This window comes from Collinsella sp. OM07-12, assembly GCF_003438275.1.
In the GTDB taxonomy this organism is placed as follows: Bacteria; Actinomycetota; Coriobacteriia; order Coriobacteriales; family Coriobacteriaceae; genus Collinsella.
Genome location: NZ_QSTQ01000005.1, coordinates 40249 through 58394 on the forward strand (window position 1 = coordinate 40249; position 18146 = coordinate 58394).

Annotated in this window: 12 protein-coding genes; all 12 read right to left on the reverse strand. The window is 61.0% G+C overall.

What is annotated here, in order from left to right:
- Nucleotides 1-173 precede the first annotated feature (173 nt).
- The 12 genes from DXB98_RS02720 to DXB98_RS02775 all read right to left on the reverse strand — a co-directional run bounded on the left by DXB98_RS02720 (nt 174) and on the right by DXB98_RS02775 (nt 18133).
- Nucleotides 174-800, reverse strand: coding sequence for a histidine phosphatase family protein (locus tag DXB98_RS02720; RefSeq protein ID WP_158553131.1), 627 nt, complete (start codon nt 798-800; stop codon nt 174-176).
- A gap of 39 nt (nt 801-839) precedes the next feature.
- Nucleotides 840-1994, reverse strand: coding sequence for a cation diffusion facilitator family transporter (locus DXB98_RS02725; protein WP_117743071.1), 1155 nt, complete (start codon nt 1992-1994; stop codon nt 840-842).
- 139 nt (nt 1995-2133) lie between these two features.
- Nucleotides 2134-2442: a 30S ribosomal protein S10 gene (gene rpsJ / locus DXB98_RS02730; RefSeq protein ID WP_022094184.1), complete on the reverse strand. Its 309-nt coding sequence runs from the start codon at nt 2440-2442 to the stop codon at nt 2134-2136.
- A 60-nt stretch (nt 2443-2502) separates the two neighbouring features.
- On the reverse strand, nt 2503-4602 hold the full coding sequence (gene fusA, locus DXB98_RS02735) for an elongation factor G (protein WP_117743072.1): 2100 nt from the start codon (nt 4600-4602) through the stop codon (nt 2503-2505).
- A 20-nt stretch (nt 4603-4622) separates the two neighbouring features.
- Nucleotides 4623-5096, reverse strand: coding sequence for a 30S ribosomal protein S7 (gene rpsG, locus DXB98_RS02740; protein ID WP_006235013.1), 474 nt, complete (start codon nt 5094-5096; stop codon nt 4623-4625).
- A gap of 74 nt (nt 5097-5170) precedes the next feature.
- On the reverse strand, nt 5171-5548 hold the full coding sequence (gene rpsL, locus DXB98_RS02745; protein ID WP_006235012.1) for a 30S ribosomal protein S12: 378 nt from the start codon (nt 5546-5548) through the stop codon (nt 5171-5173).
- Nucleotides 5549-5986: 438 nt separating this feature from the next.
- Nucleotides 5987-10462, reverse strand: coding sequence for a DNA-directed RNA polymerase subunit beta' (locus tag DXB98_RS02750; RefSeq protein WP_199407100.1), 4476 nt, complete (start codon nt 10460-10462; stop codon nt 5987-5989).
- A gap of 6 nt (nt 10463-10468) precedes the next feature.
- The gene (locus tag DXB98_RS02755) at nt 10469-13897 is read right to left on the reverse strand and encodes a DNA-directed RNA polymerase subunit beta (RefSeq protein WP_233505072.1); all 3429 of its coding nucleotides are present in this window, start codon (nt 13895-13897) and stop codon (nt 10469-10471) included.
- Nucleotides 13898-14267: 370 nt separating this feature from the next.
- Entirely contained in the window at nt 14268-15176 is a 909-nt protein-coding gene (locus DXB98_RS02760; RefSeq protein WP_117734321.1) for a UTP--glucose-1-phosphate uridylyltransferase, read from the reverse strand.
- Nucleotides 15177-15490: 314 nt separating this feature from the next.
- On the reverse strand, nt 15491-15868 hold the full coding sequence (gene rplL / locus DXB98_RS02765) for a 50S ribosomal protein L7/L12 (protein ID WP_006235005.1): 378 nt from the start codon (nt 15866-15868) through the stop codon (nt 15491-15493).
- Nucleotides 15869-15970: 102 nt separating this feature from the next.
- On the reverse strand, nt 15971-16492 hold the full coding sequence (gene rplJ, locus DXB98_RS02770; protein ID WP_089572500.1) for a 50S ribosomal protein L10: 522 nt from the start codon (nt 16490-16492) through the stop codon (nt 15971-15973).
- A gap of 504 nt (nt 16493-16996) precedes the next feature.
- The gene (locus DXB98_RS02775; RefSeq protein ID WP_117743075.1) at nt 16997-18133 is read right to left on the reverse strand and encodes a pyridoxal phosphate-dependent aminotransferase; all 1137 of its coding nucleotides are present in this window, start codon (nt 18131-18133) and stop codon (nt 16997-16999) included.
- Between the last annotated feature and the right edge of the window lie 13 nt (nt 18134-18146).

An 18146-nucleotide genomic window follows, 5' to 3' on the forward strand; every position in this document is an offset into this window, starting at 1 on the left:
GGGCCCGAGACTAATTAAGGTTGCTGCTCTACAGTCCTGCTCACGACGGAGAGCACATTAAGTGCTCTCCTGTTCGTGCGGAACTCGCGACAACCTTAATTAGTCTCGGGCCCGCCCCTCCGCCAAAGCTCGGGAGACGACACGTTGATGTCTGCTTAACCCTGCTCGCTCAGCTAATTACCTTGTTGGGGGTCCACTATTTGCTGGAGGGTGAACTTGCATTGCATTGGCTCGCCTTCTGCTTGTGGCTTCGCCTCATCGAAATCGAAGATCATGATGGCACAGTTGGGGAGTTTTGCTGGGAGCTCAAAGCCCTCTGGGGCTGCGGCCTTGATGAATTGGCGGCTGGCGCTGCCGTGGCTTACTGCTAGGAGGGTCTCGATATCCTCGGCGCTTATGAGATTGGTGAGGGTGGCTACCATGCGTTCTTGCAACGCTTTGCTTCCCTCTCCTCCAAAGGGGACCAAATCCTCGCCCGGATCCCAGACGTCGGTGGGCAGGGCGTCGTGGGGGCCTTCTTCGAAGGTACCGTAGCTGCGCTCGATGATGCCTTCGCAGGGTTCGACGGCTGCGTCCGGGCCGAGGAGTTCGGTTGCGACGAGACTTGCCGTGTCCATAGCTCGGCCTAAGGGCGATGAGACCACTTTGTCGGGGACGACGTCGTGGCCCTTGAGCCATGCGGCCGCCATTCCCGCTTGTTTGCGGCCTAGGTCGGTCAACGGTGAATCACAGCGGCCCTGGACCAGCTTTTTGACGTTGAATTCCGTCTGGCCATGGCGGAGCAGATACAGCCTCTTCATGTTCTCCCCTTCTGCATACATTACTTTGCCGACACAGCCCTACTCGTGGGCATGACCTACGTAGTCTTCGTCAATCGTAATCTTGGCAATCGACTTAGGATATTCGGATTCGACCCTCTGGGCCAGCGTGTGCTTTACGTCTTCGGCACTCATCTGCAGATCCGAGGGACGCACGCAGTCAAAGATCACGTTGGTGTGCGTAGGGCCCGGCACGCAGCGCAAGTCGTGAATCGAAAGGCGGCTATCGATCTGTTGAGCCATAGCGTTAATGCACAAACGCATGCTCGCCACCTTGGGGTCGTCGGTCACGATGGGGTCGTAATGGAGCGTGACGATCATGCCGTCTTCGTCCTTAAACGACTGTTCGATGTTATCGAGCGTGTCATGGCTCTCTAGTGGACTGACCTCAGCTGCCATCTCGGCGTGGGCGCTCGCAAACTTCCTGCCCGGACCGTAATCGTGAACCATCAGGTCATGCACGCCCAAAACACCGGGATAACTCATGATCTTGCCACGGATATGCTTGACCAGTTTGGGGTCTGGTGCCTGGCCCAAAAGCGGGCTCACCGTATCTTGGATAAGCTCAAAGCCGCTCCAGCCAATATAGGCGCCAACGGCAAGGCCGACCCAGGCATCAAGATTGACATACGTCACCTGAGAAACAATCGCACATGCCAGCACAGCACCCGTGGCAAGAACATCGTTCTTGGAATCCTGAGCCGTCGCATGCAGCGTCTCGGACTCAATACGGTCGCCGAGCTTTTGGTTGAGGGCCGCCATCCACAGCTTAATGACCATCGAAAGCAGCAGGACCGCAACCAGGGCAAGCGAGAACTCAACTGGCTCGGGATGGATGATGCGTTCAACCGAGGATTTGATTAGCTCAAGGCCGATGAGCAGCACGAGCGCCGCCACGACCAGGCCCGAGAGATACTCGTAGCGTCCATGTCCGTAAGGATGCTCAGGGTCCGCCGGCTTACTCGCCAGCTTAAAGCCAAGCACGCTCACGATGTTTGAGCTGGCGTCGGACAGGTTGTTCATGGCGTCCGCCACGATTGAAACCGACCCCGACAGCACGCCAATTACGCCCTTTGCAGCGCAAAGTGCCACATTGGCGATAATGCACACCACGCCCGTCAACGTGCCCACGCGCGCACGGTCACCTTGTGCTCGTTTAACAATCCACTCGACCATCTTTACCTGCCCCCAACAGCGTTACTCATACACCCGTTTGTCGAATAGCTCAGTAGTGTAGACCCTTTACAGCATCGATACAAAAAGGCCGCAACCCAAAGGGCTGCGGCCTTATCAATCGTGCGATCGAGCAAAAAGCTTAGAGCTTGATGTCGATATCGACACCAGCGGGAAGGTCGAGACGCATGAGCGAATCAACGGTGCCCGAGGTGGGGTCGAGGATGTCGATGAGGCGCTTGTGGGTGCGCATCTCGAACTGCTCACGGGAGTCCTTGTTCACGTGCGGCGAGCGGATGACCGTGTACAGGTTGCGCTCGGTGGGCAGGGGGACAGGACCGGAAACGCGAGCACCGGTCTTCTGAGCGGTCTCGACGATGAGCTTCGCGGACTGATCGACGACCTCGTGATCATAGCCCTTGAGGCGAATGCGGATCTTCTGGGTAGCCAACTTAAACCTCCAAAGAGTGCGAGAGATGTTCTCGCGGATTACGTAACAGGGAGCTCGAACTTAGGCGTTCTTGCTCATGACCTCGTCCACGATGGACTTGGGCGCGGGCTCATAAGAGTCGAACTGCATCGTGTAGGATGCACGGCCCTGGGTCTGGGAGCGAAGGTCGGTAGCGTAACCGAACATCTCGCCCAGCGGCACCTTGGCACGGATGAGCTTGCTGTTCTTGCGATCTTCCATGCCCTCGATCTTGCCGCGGCGACCGGAGAGGTTGCCCATAACGTCGCCCATGTACTGCTCGGGGGTCTCGACCTCAACAGCCATGATCGGCTCGAGCAGCTGCGGGTCAGACTTCTTGAGAGCGTCCTTGATAGCCATGGAACCGGCGATCTTGAAGGCGGCCTCGGAGGAGTCGACCTCGTGGTAAGAACCGTCGAACAGGGTGACCTTAACGTCGAGGACCGGGAAGCCGGCGATAACACCGGTGTTCAGGGCCTCCTGGATGCCCTTGTCGATGGACGGGATGTACTCCTTGGGCACGACGCCGCCGACGATAGCGTTGACGAACTCGTAGCCGAAGCCCTCCTCCATCTTCTCGAGCTTGATGACGGCGTGGCCGTACTGACCGCGACCGCCGGACTGACGGACGAACTTGCCCTCAGCCTTCTCGACGTCGTGACCAGCGGTCTCGCGGTAGGCAACCTGGGGCTTACCGACGTTAGCGTCAACCTTAAACTCGCGGAGCAGACGGTCGACGATGATCTCGAGGTGCAGCTCGCCCATGCCGGCGATGATGGTCTGGCCGGTCTCGTGGTTGGTGGACACCGTAAAGGTCGGGTCCTCCTCGGCGAGCTTGGTCAGAGCCAGGGACATCTTGTCCTGCTCGGCCTTGGTCTTGGGCTCAATGGCAACGTCGATAACGGGCTTAGCGAACTCGATCTTCTCGAGGACGATCTCCTTGCCCTCGGTGCACAGGGTGTCACCGGTGGTGGAGTTCTTGAAGCCGACGCAAGCGACGATGTCGCCGGCAGCAGCGTCATCACGGTCGATACGCTCGGCGGCGTTCATCTCGAGGATGCGGCCGAGGCGCTCGCGCTGACCGTTGGAAGCGTTGACAACGTAGGAGCCGGACTCGGCACGACCGGAGTAAACGCGGACGTAGGTGAGCTTACCGACGAACGGGTCGGTCATGATCTTGAAGACCAGGCCGGAGAAGGGCTCGTCGAAGTCAGGATGACGCTCGATCTCCTCGCCGGTGTCCGGATCGGTACCGGTGACGGCCTTGACGTCGAGCGGGCTGGGCAGGTAGTCGACAACAGCGTCGAGCAGCTCCTGAACGCCCTTGTTCTTGTAGGCGGAACCCACGAAGACGAGGTTGAGCTCGTTGGCCAGAACGCCCTTGCGCAGAGCGGCCTTGAGCTCCTCGACGGTGAAGTCCTCCTCCATGAGGATCTTCTCCATGAGCTCGTCATCAAAGCTGGCAGCGGCGTCGAGGAGCTCCTCGCGCTTGGTGGCAACGATGTCAGCGAACTCAGCCGGGATCTCGTCCATCGGCTCGGGGTAGGTCATGCCCTTCTCGTCGGCCTTAAAGTCCCAAGCGGTCATGGTGACGAGGTCGATGACGCCCCAGAAGTTGTCCTCGGCGCCCATCGGGACCTGAGCGGCCACGGCGTTAGCGTCGAGACGATCCTTCATGGTCTCGATAGCGTTGAAGAAGTCAGCGCCCACGCGGTCATACTTGTTGATGAAGGCGATGCGGGGGACGTTGAAGGTAGAAGCCTGACGCCAAACGGTCTCAGACTGGGGCTGAACGCCGGCAACGGCGTCGAAGACGGCGACAGCGCCATCGAGGACGCGCAGGCAGCGCTCGACCTCGGCGGTGAAGTCAACGTGGCCCGGGGTGTCGATGATCTGGATGCGGTAGTCCTTACCGTCCTTGTTCCAGAAGCACGTAGTAGCAGCGGAGGTAATGGTTACGCCGCGCTCCTGCTCCTGAACCATCCAGTCCATGGTGGCAGCGCCCTCATGGACCTCACCGATCTTGTGGGTCTTACCGGTGTAGTAAAGAATACGCTCGGTCGTGGTGGTCTTACCAGCATCGATGTGAGCCATGATGCCGATGTTACGGGTATCGGAAAGCTTGTACTTAGGCTTAGCCATGTTAGTTCCTTACCTTAAACTTACCAACGATAGTGAGAGAACGCACGGTTGGCCTCGGCCATCTTGAAGACGTCCTCACGCTTCTTGACGGAAGCACCCAGGCCGTTGGAGGCGTCGAGGATCTCGTTAGCGAGACGCTCGGCCATGGTCTTCTCCTTGCGAGCGCGGGAGAAGTTGACGATCCAGCGGATACCCAGAGCGGTGGAACGACGGGAGTTGACCTCCATCGGGACCTGATAGGTAGCGCCACCGACACGCTTGGGCTTAACCTCGAGCGTGGGCTTGACGTTGTCCATAGCCTTCTTGAAGGTAGCGAGAGCGTCGCCGCCCTCGGACTTCTCGGCAACGATCTCGAAAGCGGTGTAAACGATGCGCTCAGCGGTGGCCTTCTTGCCGTCAAGAAGGACCTTGTTGATGAGCTGAGTCACCAGGCGGTTGTTGTAAACGGCGTCAGGCTGAACCTCACGACGATTAGCTGCTGCACGACGCGGCATGTGAAATCTCCTTAAGTGTCTACCGTGCGGCGCTCAAGACGGCACACGGCGAAAGTATCAAAACGTTATCTGGCTTATTTGGCCTTGGGGCGCTTAGCACCGTACTTGGAACGGGCCTGCATACGGTTCTGGACCGGAGCAGCGTCATAGGCGCCACGGATGACGTGATAACGGACACCAGGGAGGTCACGGACACGACCGCCACGGACGAGCACGATGGAGTGCTCCTGCAGGTTGTGGCCCTCACCCGGGATGTAAGCGGTAACTTCGATGCCGTTGACGAGGCGAACACGGGCAACCTTACGAAGAGCCGAGTTCGGCTTCTTGGGGCTCGTGGTGAAGACGCGGGTGCACACGCCACGCTTCTGGGAGTTGTGCTGCAGAGCAGCGTTCTTGGACTTCTTGGGCACGGAACGGCGGCCCTGGCGAACCAGCTGGTTAATAGTAGGCAAAGCGTACTCCTTCTCGAATGATTCCAGCTTTCTGTAAAGTGCAACGGCTTGAATCGAGGGGTCAGCATCCCCCTACGAAACACGCAGTTCGATAGGATACGTGGCGTTAGCTGTGCCGTCAACAGACCACGCCGCCGGGCGTATCCCAAAATTGGCACATTTCCGCAAAGCCTACACAAACGGAATCCCCTCCTGTGCGCGGGGGTGGACTCCCGGTCCGGGCGGCCCGCTGTTTAAGTTTGCTGCTCTACAGTCCTGCGCAAGACGGAAAGCACATTAAGTGCTTTCCTTTGCGTGCGGAACTCGCGACAAACTTAAACAGCGGGCCGCCCGTTCCGGGAATCCGACGTGCTCGTCGGGGCAACGTTCCTCACCAAAAAAGACCCGCTCCCCTGTTGGGAAGCGGGTCTTTGGAAGGGCGGTTAACGTACTAGGAAATTACTCCTCGTCGTTGTCCTTGGCCTCTTCGGCGTCATCGGTGTCTACGAGCTGGTTGAGCAGCTCGTCGAGGGAAGCCATGTCCTCGTTGATGGCACCGTTGGCGGGAGCCTTCTTGTCGTCGATCGGAGCGCCCAGGAGCTCCTCCTCGTCGTCGGCGTGATGCGTCGGAGCGGAGGTGCCCAGCAGGATGTCGTCCGGACCGTCGGGGCTAAAGACCATCTGCAGCAGCTGCGAGAGGTCTTCCTCGTCGGCGACGTCGTCGTTGTTCTCGAGGATGTAGAGCAGGTCGTGGGCCTCCAGACCGTCACGGAGCTCCTCGATCGCCTTGGCACCGATACCATCGATGCGCAGCAGATCCTCCTCGGACTTGCCGACCAAGTCGCCGACCGTCTCGATGCCGACCTCGCTGAACTTGTTGGTCCAGCGCTGCGACACGCCCAGGTCGTCGAACAGGTACAGGCGAGCTTTCTCGGCGGAGATGGTGTGGCCGTTGCGGGTGAACGAACCGTCAGCACCACCGAACTCATCGTAGCCGGCCCAGTCGAGCTGCTGCGGGAGCTGCTCGTCCAGGTCCTTGAGCTCCACAGGAGCCCACTCGGGCAGCGACTTGGCGTTGGGCGAAGCCGGGCCGTCGATGTCCACGTAGCCGTCGGCCGTGCGATACGTCAGCTTGGCGTTGGCGTACGGCTTGAGGCCGGTACCAGCCGGGATCTTCTTACCGACGATGACGTTGGACTTAAGGTCGAGCAGGTGGTCGACCTTGCCCTCGATGGCAGCCTCGGTAAGGACGCCAGCGGTACGGATGAACGAAGCGCTCGACAGCCAGGAGTCGATGTTGGACGCGACCTTGAGCGTACCCAGGATGACGGGCTCGGCCACGGGAGCCTGACCGCCCAGGCGGGCAACGCGCTCAACCTCGTCGGCGAACTCATAGCGGTCGACGTACTGACCAAGCAGGTACTTGGAGTCGCCGGGGTTGGTAATTTGAACGCGACGCAGCATCTGACGTGCGAGCACCTCGATGTGCTTGTCGTTCAGGTCGACGCCCTGGCTGGTGTAGACGTCTTTGACGCTCTCGACGAAGGTGTGCATCGTCGACTCGATGTCGGTCAGCTTGCGCAGGTTGCGGAAGTTGACGAAGCCCTTGGTGATCTGGTCGCCGGCGCGAACCTCGCAGCCGTCCTCGATCTCGGGCATGAAGCGCACCGAAGCGGGGACGCGACGCTCGTCGAGAACACGGGTGTGATCCTCGGAGTCGGTGAGCGTCAGCACGTACTCGGACTTCTCGGGCTTAATCGAGAGGTGGCCGGAGTACGGAGCCAGCTCGGCCTCGCGACCCAGAATCTTCTCGTTGACGTTGCCGACGATATCGAACATACGGCTGACCGTAGGCAGACCCTGCGTAATATCGTCGACGCCAGCGACGCCGCCGGAGTGAATGGTACGCATCGTAAGCTGCGTACCGGGCTCGCCGATGGACTGGGCGGCAATAATGCCAACGGCAGTACCGATGGCGACCGGACGACGGGTGGAAAGATCCCAACCGTAGCACTTCTGGCACACGCCGTACTTGGAGCGGCAGGTGAGCAGCGCGCGGAGCTTGACCTTCTTGAGGCCCGCATCGACCATCTTCTGGATGTCGGCAACCTTCTCGATGTAGCCGTCCTGCTCAAAGAGCACGGTGCCATCGGGAGCCACGACGTCCTGGATGAAGCAACGGCCGACGAGGTCGGTGTTGAGGTCGGTGGTGCCGGGGATGATGAGGTTGTAGGTAACGCCCTCGTGCGTACCGCAGTCCTCCTCGCGGACGATGACGTCCTGGGCCACGTCGACCAGACGACGGGTCAGGTAACCAGAGTCCGAGGTGTGGGATGCGGTATCGACCAGGCCCTTACGGGCGCCGTAAGTCGAAATGAAGTACTCGAGTGGCAGCAGGCCCTCGCGGAAGTTCGCCTTAATGGGAAGGTCGATCGTCTCGCCGGACATGTCTGCCATCAGGCCACGCATGCCGCCGAGCTGACGCAGCTGGGTCTTAGAACCACGAGCGCCGGAGTCGGCCATCATGTACAGCGGGTTCTCCTCGTCGAACATGTCGAGCATGAGCGCTGCAACCTTATCGGTACAAGCGGTCCACTCGTTAACGACTTCGATGTGGCGCTCCGTCTCGTTGATGAAGCCCTCCTCGAAGTACTCGTTGATCTGGTCGACGTTGGCCTGGGCGCGGTCGAGCAGCTCCTGCTTCTCGGCAGGGATGAGAGCGTCCCACACCGAGATGGTGAGGCCGGCGCGGGTAGCGTAGTGGAAGCCGGAGTACTTGATGGCGTCGAGGATCGGACCGACCTTGGCCTCGGGGTAGCGATCGCAGCAGTCTGCAACCAGCTTGGCCACGTCGCCCTTGACCATCTTGTAGTTCATGAACTCGTAGTCTTCGGGCAGGCACTGGCGGTTGAAGATGATGCGGCCGATAGAGGTCTCGAAGCGCGCGGTCTTGTTGCCGGTGACGTCGTAGTCGACGAACTCGTTCTTGCCGTTCTTAACGCGGAAGATACGGGTGCCGTCCTCGTTGATGACATTGGCGTTCTCGGCGGACACGCGGACCTGAATCTTGGCCTGCATGTCGACCTCGGAGCGGCAGTCATAGGCGTGCAGCGCGTCGTCGAAGCTCGAGAACACGTGGTTCTCGCCCGGCAGGCCGTCGCGAACCTGGGTGAGGTAGTAGACACCGATAATCATGTCCTGCGAGGGAATGTTGACCGGCTTGCCGGATGCCGGCGAGCGCAGGTTGTTCGCAGAGAGCATGAGCACGCGAGCTTCGGCCTGAGCCTGGCTGGACAGCGGCACGTGGACAGACATCTGGTCGCCGTCGAAGTCGGCGTTGAAGGGCGAGCAGACCAGCGGGTGCAGGTGGATAGCCTTGCCCTCGACCAGCACCGGCTCAAAGGCCTGGATGGACAGACGGTGCAGAGTCGGTGCACGGTTGAGCAGCACGACGCGGCCGTCGATGACCTCTTCGAGGATGTCCCACACAAAGGTGGCACCGCGGTCGATAGCGCGCTTGGCGCCCTTGATGTTCTCGACCTTGCCGAGCTCGACCAGGCGCTTCATGACGAAGGGCTTGAAGAGCTCCAGCGCCATGGTCTTAGGCAGACCGCACTGGTGCAGCAGCAGCTTGGGGTCGGTAACGATAACCGAACGGCCGGAGTAGTCGACACGCTTACCCAGCAGGTTCTGACGGAAACGACCCTGCTTGCCCTTGAGGGCCTCGGCGAGCGACTTGAGCGGGCGACCGCCACGGCCAGAGACCGGGCGACCACGACGGCCGTTGTCGAACAGGGCGTCCACGGACTCCTGGAGCATGCGCTTCTCGTTGTTCACGATGATCGCGGGGGCGTCCAGGTCGAGCAGGCGCTTGAGTCGGTTGTTACGGTTGATCACGCGACGATACAGGTCGTTGAGGTCGGACGCAGCGAAGCGGCCGCCGTCGAGCTGGACCATCGGGCGCAGATCGGGCGGAATGACCGGGATGACGTCCAGGATCATGTTCGCGGGGCTGTTGCCGCCCTTCAGGAAGGCGTCAACGACCTCGAGGCGCTTAACGGCCTTCTCGCGCTTCTGCTTCTGGGAATCCTCGTCGGCGATGATGGCCTTGAGCTTCTCGGCCTCGGAAGGAAGGTCGATGGCAGCGAGCAGGTCGCGGACGGCCTCGGCACCCATGCCACCCTTGAAGTACATGGAGTAGTAGCGGGTCATCTCGCGGAACAGCGGCTCATCGGAGATAAGGTCGCGCTCGGTGAGCTTCATGAAGGCGTTGAAGGCGTCCGTGCGGAGCTGCTTCTCGTCCTTGCACTCTTCCTCGATGTCGACGATGCCAGAGGCGATCTCCTCGGGGGTCAGCGGTTCCTCGTCGGAGAACTCGTCAAAGTTCTCGGGGTCGCCCTGCTCCTTGAGGGACTCGATCTGGCGGGCGCACTCGGCATCGATCTCTTCCAGATCGGCAGCGAGCTCCTCGCGCAGGTCGTCGGCGTCGGCCTCGCGAGCCTCGTAGTCAACCTCGGTGATGATGTAGCTGGCAAAGTACAGAACCTTCTCGAGGTCCTTGGACTTGATGTCGAGCATACGGCTCATCGGGAAGCTCGTGGGGCTCTTGAAGTACCAGATGTGGGACACCGGAGCGGCGAGCTCGATGTGGCCCATGCGGTCGCGACGCACCTTGGCCGAGGTGACCTCGACGCCGCAGCGCTCGCAGACGATGCCCTTAAAGCGGATGCCCTTGTACTTGCCGCAGGAGCACTCCCAGTCCTTGGCGGGACCGAAGATCTTCTCGCAGAACAGGCCGTCCTTCTCGGGCTTGAGGGTACGGTAATTGATGGTCTCCGGCTTCTTGACCTCACCGTGCGACCAGGAACGGATCTGGTCGGCGGAGGCAAGGGAGATCTTTACCGAGTCAAAATCAGTAGCTTCGAAATCTGCCACAGTCAACTACTCCTTATCAGTGGTCGTGGCGGCGACGGCCTCGGGTGCCTCGGCGGTCTCGGCATCCTGGGCCTCGACGTCGGCGTCAATGCCAGCGAGCGCAGCCAGGTCGTCGAGAGCAGAGGTCTCCTCGGCGGTCACAGGGGCGGAGGCGTCCTCGTCGGCATCGTGCATGGGCTCGATGTCCAGCGCGAGGGAGCGAATCTCCTTAACGAGAACCTTGAAGGACTCGGGGATACCCGGGACAGGAACGTTCTCGCCCTTGACGATGGACTCGTAGGTCTTGACGCGGCCCACGGTATCGTCGGATTTGACGGTCAGGATCTCCTGCAGGACGTTGGAAGCACCGTAAGCGTACAGTGCCCAAACTTCCATCTCGCCGAAGCGCTGGCCGCCGAACTGAGCCTTGCCGCCCAGAGGCTGCTGGGTAACCAGGCTGTAAGGGCCTGTCGAACGAGCGTGGATCTTGTCGTCGACCATGTGGCCGAGCTTGAGGATGTAGGACGTACCAACGGTAATGGGCTCGCGGAACTCCTCGCCGGTGCGGCCGTCGAACAGGCGGGTCTTGCCGCGCTCGTCAAGCTGGGTGACGAACTCGGGGCGCATGTGATCGCCAAAGGCAGCGGTGGCCTTGTTGAGCATGTTCTTGTTGGCACGACGGATGACCTCGGCGATCTCGTCCTCCTTGGCGCCGTCGAAGACGGGCGTCGCGGTGAAGAACGGGCCGGGGACATACTTGTCGGAGTCGGCCTGCTCGGTATCCCAACCGCAGGCAGCAGCCCAGCCAAGGTGGCACTCGAGCAGCTGGCCGACGTTCATACGCGAAGGAACGCCCAGCGGGTTGAGGATAACGTCGATCGGGGTACCGTCAGCCATGTAGGGCATGTCCTCGACCGGCAGAACGTTACAGATAACACCCTTGTTGCCGTGGCGGCCGGCGATCTTATCGCCCTGCTGGATCTTACGACGCTGGGCGACGTAGACGCGCACCTGCTCGTTGACGCCGGGAGCCAGGTCGTCGCCGTTCTCGCGGCTAAAGCGGACGACGTCGATGACGCGGCCGTAAGCGCCGTGAGGCATCTTGAGGGAGGTGTCGCGGACGTCGTGGGCCTTGGCACCGAAGATGGCGCGCAGCAGGCGCTCCTCGGCGGTCAGAGCGCTCTCGCCCTTAGGCGTGACCTTGCCGACCAGGATGTCGCCAGGGCCGACCTCGGCACCGATGCGGATGATGCCGTCCTCGTCGAGGTTGGCAAGCATGTCCTCGGAGAGGTTCGGGATCTCGCGGGTAATCTCCTCGGGGCCGAGCTTGGTGTCGCGGGCGTCGATCTCGTGACGGGTGATGTTGATGGTCGTCAGCAGGTCCTCGGCCACCAGGCGCTCGGACACGACGATACCGTCCTCGTAGTTGAAGCCTTCCCACGGCATGTAGGCCACAGTGAGGTTCTGACCCAGTGCGAGCTCGCCATGATCGGTCGAAGGACCGTCAGCCAGGGGCTCGCCCTGCTCAACGGTGTCACCGACACGCACGAGCGGACGGTGGTTGATGCAGGTGGACTGGTTGGAGCGCTGGTACTTGGCCAGGTGATACTCGTCCATGCCGCCGGCATGCTTGACGATGATCTTGGCGGCGTCGGCAAAGATGACCTCGCCGGCGTTCTTGGCCAGGGTGACCTCGCCGGAGTCCAGGGCGGCGCGACGCTCCATGCCGGTACCGACATAGGGAGCGGCAGGGTGAACCAGCGGCACGGCCTGACGCTGCATGTTGGCGCCCATCAGCGTACGCTTGGCGTCGTCGTGCTCCAGGAACGGAATCAGCGTGGCTGCGACGGAGAGCATCTGACGCGGCGAGACGTCCATGTAGTCGACGTCCTCGACGGGCACGTCGGCGGGAGCACCGAAGGAGCCGTCGAAGTCGCGGGTACGGGCGATCACGGTGTGCGGACGAACGATCTTGCCCTCGGCATCGGTTGTGATGAACTCGTTGGTCTTGGGATCGAGCGGCGTGTTGGCCGGCGCGATGACGTGCTTCTCTTCCTCGTCAGCGGTCATCCAGTCGATCTGGTCGGTGGCAACGCCGTTCTCGACGCGACGGAACGGAGCCTCGATGAAGCCGTACTCGTTGACGCGGGCGTAGAGGGCAAGCGAGCCGATCAGGCCAATGTTGGGGCCTTCGGGGGTCTCGATCGGGCACATGCGGCTGTAGTGCGAGTTGTGAACGTCGCGGACGGCCGTCGGCACGTTGGTGCGGCGGCTGGAGCCCGACTTGTGGCCGGCAAGACCGCCAGGGCCGAGTGCGGACAGACGGCGCTTGTGGGTCAGACCGGTCAGGGGGTTCGCCTGGTCCATGAACTGCGAGAGCTGCGAGGAACCGAAGAACTCCTTGATGGAGGCCACGATCGGGCGGATGTTGACGAGCGACTGCGGGGTGATCTCGTCGATGTCCTGGGAGCTCATGCGCTCACGGACGACGCGCTCCATACGGCTCATGCCGATACGGAACTGGTTGGCGACGAGCTCGCCGACGGTGCGGATGCGGCGGTTGCCAAAGTGGTCGATGTCGTCGACCTTGAAGCCCTGCTCGCCGGCAGCGAGGGACAGCAGGTAGCGCAGCGTCGCGACGATATCCTCGTCGGTGAGCACCGTGACCTCTTCCTCGGTGGTGAGGTTGAGCTTCTTGTTGACCTTGTAACGACCGACGCGGGCCAGATCGTAGCGCTGCGGGTTGAAGAGCAGGCCCTCGAGCAGGCTGCGGGAAGCGTCCACGGTGGGAGGCTCGCCCGGGCGCAGGCGACGGTAGATCTCGATGAGGGCGTCCTCGCGAGTGAGGGCGGTGTCGCGCTCCAGGGTGCGCTTGATCACATCGGAGTTGCCGAGCAGCTCGATGATGTCGTCGTTGGTGACGGCGATGCCAAGGGCGCGCAGGAACATCGTGGCGCTCTGCTTGCGCTTACGGTCGATGGAGACCATGAGCTGATCGCGCTTGTCGACCTCAAACTCAAGCCAGGCACCGCGGGACGGAATGATCTGGGCCTTGTAGATCTGCTTGCCCGAATCCATCTCGGAGCTGTAGTACACGCCCGGGGACCGAACGAGCTGGGAGACGACGATGCGCTCGGTACCGTTGATGATGAAGGTGCCCTGATCGGTCATCATGGGGAAGTCGCCCATGAAGACGAGCTGCTCCTTGATCTCGCCGGTCTCCTTGTTGGTGAGACGGACGTCGGTCAGAAGCGGGGCCTGATAGGTCATATCCTTCTCGCGGCACTCCTCGACAGTGTGCGCGGGGTCGCCGAACTGATGCTCGCCGAAGGTAACCTCGAGAACATGGTTCTGGCTCTGGATGGGGCTGGATTCCTTGAACGCCTCACGAAGGCCCTCGTCCTTAAAACGCTCAAAGGATTCCCTTTGAACAGAGATAAGGTTGGGGAGCTCCATGGCCTCCGGGATTTTCCCGAAGCTGACGCGCTTGCGCTCAGTGGCAGTGTATGCGTAGGTCACCAGGTTTTTCCTCCTTCACGGAAATGCTCGGTGGGTTGGCGAGGCATAGCTTCGCCAGTTATCGCAACCTAATAGTTTATCAGGTACCGACCGTTGGGCAAGAAAAGCCTTGACGCGATTGAGTTTTTGGAGTAGCAAAGTTTTTCAACAGAAAACGAGCAGGTAGATGGTGTTGTATCGAACATGCGTTCATATATTTTCTGTGAACACACACTCCCCTGCAGGACAACGACGGCCTCCCGCAACGGCTTACATGGCCCGCGAACAAAAAACGGGTGCGAACCGAAGTCCGCACCCGTGGCACGTGCTAGTTGCGCTTAAGACCGCCGCGCTCGTCGATGGCGTCCCAGAAGGCATCGGCAAAGCGGGGGTCGCTTGCTGCCATGAGGGCGTTGGTTGCCATCCAGCCAGAGGGAGTGCCGGTGTCGTAGCCCGACAGCGGGTCGATGACGACGGCATACATTGCCTCGCGGTCGAGCGAACGGGCCATGGCGTCGGTCAGCTGGATCTCGCCACCCTTACCGGCCTGCTGGTCGGCAAGCAGGTCCATGACCAGCGGGCTCAGCAGGTAGCGGCCGACGATGTACAGGTTGGACGGAGCCGCCTCGGGGGCGGGCTTCTCGACCAGACCGCCGATACGCCAGACAGCGCCCGGCTCAGCATCGGCAACGTCCTCGGCACCCTCGAGCGAACCGACGCGCTCACCGGCGATCACGCCGTAGCGGCTGACCTCCTCGGGCGAGCAAGCAGCGACGGCGATAACCGAAGCGCCACCGTGCTCCTTGGAGACGGCGAGCATCTTGTCGCAGATGTCGCGGTTGGGCACAACGTAGTCGCCCAGAAGAACAAGGAAGTTCTCCCCTGCCACGGCGTCGGCAGCAGAGCGGATAGCATGGCCGAGGCCCTTGGGCTCGTACTGATAACGGAAATCGACCGGCATACCGCCAGCGTGGGCTACGGCATCGGCATAGGCGTTCTTGCCGCGCTCGCGCAGCAGGTTCTCGAGCGAGCGATCGGGCTGGAAGTAGCTCAGCAGCTCGGGCTTGCCGGGCGAGGTAACGATGATGGCATCGTCGACCTCCTCGGGCTCGAGCGCCTCCTCGACGACGTACTGAATGACGGGCTTGTCGAGCACCGGCAGCATCTCTTTGGGCGTGCACTTGGTGCCAGGCAGAAAACGCGTGCCAAGACCGGCGGCGGGGATGATTGCCTTCATGTTATTCAAAGATCCTTTCGCAGGCGCAAAAGCGCCCCATGCGTGCGGCACACAGCCGCAGACCAAATTGCGATACCCAAGCATCTTACCGCTGGAACTATATGTCGCTACAAGGCAGAGACAATTCTTCAGCAGGTCAACGCAAATTATTGCTCGAATGGTGCAATTTTATTGTCCAACGGCAGGGCACCCGATACGACGCAAATCACAGAACATGGCAGTTTGAGCAACCGATGTCGAGGGACCGAAAAACAAAAAAGACGGGGTTCGCAATGCGAACCCCGTCTGCAAAGAAATCTGGCGAGAAAGCCTGATTACTTGAGGGTGACAGCAGCGCCAGCGGCCTCGAGCTTCTCCTTGGCAGCCTCGGCGTCCTCCTTCTTGGCACCCTCGAGAACAGCCTTGGGAGCGCCCTCGACGACCTCCTTGGCCTCCTTCAGGCCAAGGTTGGTGAGCTCACGGACGGCCTTGATGACCTGGATCTTGTTGTCGCCGAAGCCCTCGAGCACGACGTCAAACTCGGTCTTCTCCTCGGCCTCAGCAGCGCCAGCAGCGGGAGCGGCGACAACGGCAGCAGGAGCAGCGGCGGAAACGCCGAAGGTGTCCTCGATAGCCTTGACGAGCTCGGAAGCCTCGAGAAGGGTCATTTCCTTAAGAGCATCGATGATCTCATCGGTGGTAAGCTTAGCCATTTCTAAGTCCTTTCGGTTTCCGTGTCTGTGCACGGAGATCAGTTAAAACACAGCGCGAATGCGCCAGGGGTGCGGCGTTGCCGCCGCGGGTGAAAACAGCGACTAGGCTGCCTTCTGCTCGGAAACCTGCTGGATCGAACGAGCGAGACCAGAGGAAACGCCGTTGACGCAGACAGCGATGTCGCGAGCGAAACCGGAGATGAGACCGGCGATCTGGCCGAGAAGCTGATCCTTGGTGGGCAGCTCGGCGATAGCCTTAACATCATCAGCGGAAACGGCCTTGCCGTCGGAGATACCGCCCTTGATCTCAAGGACGCCCTTGGACTTAGCAGAGAAGTCCTTGAGGGCCTTAGCGGCCTCGACCGGCTCGGTCTCGTAGAACACATAAGCGACGGGGCCGGCGAGGATCTCGTCGAGCTCGGGCTGCTCCTGGTTCTTGAGAGCGATCTTGACCAGGTTGTTCTTGTAGACCTTCATCTCGGCGCCGCACTCGCGAAGCTGATGACGCAGCTCCTGAGCCTGCTTAACCGTCAGACCGTTGTAGTTGACGACGAACAGACCGGCGTTCTCGGCGATACGGGACTCGATCTCTGCAACCTTGTCGATTTTGTACTGCTGGGGCATGAATTACCCCTCCTCGAATTCTTTCCGGGCACGGTCCGCCACAAGGACGTGACGGGGGCATGTCCAAAAAGAAAGCCCCCGCGCTGCATGAGCGACGGGGGCGAGAAGACATATCTACTCGACCACCTCGGCTGGCGGGATATCCCATTAAGCTTGCGGGCGAAGCCCGTTTGCACCGGCTGTCTCTGGCAGCGGATTCGTGCGTGAACCGAAAGTATTATGGCGGGGACCCCGGCGTCGGTCAACGGACGCGAGGATTCGTACACAAACCCTGCATACGCTCCGACCGGGAGGGGCAGGGCGAGTTTTCCGCTCGGTCAAGTCCTGGGCTCGCACGAAGGCCACATTAAGTGGCCTTCGGCTCGTGCGGAATCTACGGAAAACTCGCCCTGCCCCTCCCGGCCGGAGCTACGTTGCCTTTGCTGCGAATCCTCGTGTCCGTTGAGCGACGCGCCCCACGCATAACCCTTATGTCGGTGGGCTGATGTGTTGCATCCCTGAGGACTACAAAGTCGAAATGAAGGCGGACAGGCGATTTAGGCCTTTGTCTAGGTTTTCGTCGCTTACGCAGTAGCTTAGGCGGATGTGGCCTTCGCAGCCGAAACAGTCGCCTGGGACTAGGGCTACGTTGGCTTCTTTGATGGCTTTGATGCAGAAGTCTTCGCTTGTTAGGCCGAATTGTTTAATGCTGGGGAAGGCGTAGAAGGCTCCTGCTGGTTCTACTGCGTCGAGGCCCATGGCGTCCAAGGCTGCGAGTACGCGCTCGCGGCGGACTCGGTAGACTTCGAGCATGGGGGTTGGGTCGACGGTGAGGGCTCTGGTTGCGGCGTCCATTTCGAAGGAGACGGCACTCGATACTAAGTATTGATGAGCTTTTGCGATCTCGGCGATGACGGGGGCTGCGGCTGCGAGCCAGCCCAAGCGCCAGCCGGTCATGGCCCAGGGTTTGGAAAAGCTCTCGATGACCACCGTCTGATTACGCAGCTCCGGGTGTCGCTGGGCAAACCGCTCGTAGCCATCCACATAGACCAGGCGGTTGTATACGTCGTCGCAGACCACGTAGATGCCCGTCTGCTCCGCCACGCGTGCCACGGCGTCGAGCGAGGCCGCGTTGAGGATGCAGCCCGTTGGATTGTTGGGCGAGCAGATGACGATGGCCTTGGTCGCCGGCGTCACGCAGGCACGAAGCGCGTGCTCGTCAATCTGAAACTGTGCGGGCTCTGTATCCAAAAAGACTGCTTTGGCGTGGTTGGCCACGACGATGCTCTCGTACAGGCCAAAGGCCGGCGTGGGGATAATGACCTCGTCGCCGGGATTGAGCATGGCCATGAATGTTGCCGACAGGGCCTCGGTCGCGCCGTCGGTCAGGATGACCTCGTCGGCCGAAAACGTAAGACCCGCGTCTCCCATGTAGGCAGACAGCGCCTCGCGCAGGGCGGGACGACCGTTGTTGGGCGGATAGTGCGTGTCGCCGCGGCCCAGTGCGGCGGTCACCTCGGCGCTAATCACATCGGGCGTGGGAAAATCGGGCTCGCCGAGCGCGAGCGCGATGCACCCCGGGTGCTGGGCAGCGAGCGCGTTTATCCGACGGATGCCGGAGGGTTTGAGCGTGGCAAGCGAGGTATTCATGGGCAGACGCATGGCGTTCCTTTCG

Excerpts from the sequence above, each read along its gene's own strand:
- DXB98_RS02720 (WP_158553131.1), bottom strand. The coding sequence starts at position 800 with ATGAAGAGGCTGTATCTGCTCCGCCATGGCCAGACGGAATTCAACGTC.
- DXB98_RS02725 (WP_117743071.1), bottom strand. The coding sequence starts at position 1,994 with ATGGTCGAGTGGATTGTTAAACGAGCACAAGGTGACCGTGCGCGCGTG.
- fusA (WP_117743072.1), bottom strand. The coding sequence starts at position 4,602 with ATGGCTAAGCCTAAGTACAAGCTTTCCGATACCCGTAACATCGGCATC.
- rpsG (WP_006235013.1), bottom strand. The coding sequence starts at position 5,096 with ATGCCGCGTCGTGCAGCAGCTAATCGTCGTGAGGTTCAGCCTGACGCC.
- DXB98_RS02755 (WP_233505072.1), bottom strand. The coding sequence starts at position 13,897 with ATGGAGCTCCCCAACCTTATCTCTGTTCAAAGGGAATCCTTTGAGCGT.
- DXB98_RS02760 (WP_117734321.1), bottom strand. The coding sequence starts at position 15,176 with ATGAAGGCAATCATCCCCGCCGCCGGTCTTGGCACGCGTTTTCTGCCT.
- rplL (WP_006235005.1), bottom strand. The coding sequence starts at position 15,868 with ATGGCTAAGCTTACCACCGATGAGATCATCGATGCTCTTAAGGAAATG.
- rplJ (WP_089572500.1), bottom strand. The coding sequence starts at position 16,492 with ATGCCCCAGCAGTACAAAATCGACAAGGTTGCAGAGATCGAGTCCCGT.
- DXB98_RS02775 (WP_117743075.1), bottom strand. The coding sequence starts at position 18,133 with ATGCGTCTGCCCATGAATACCTCGCTTGCCACGCTCAAACCCTCCGGC.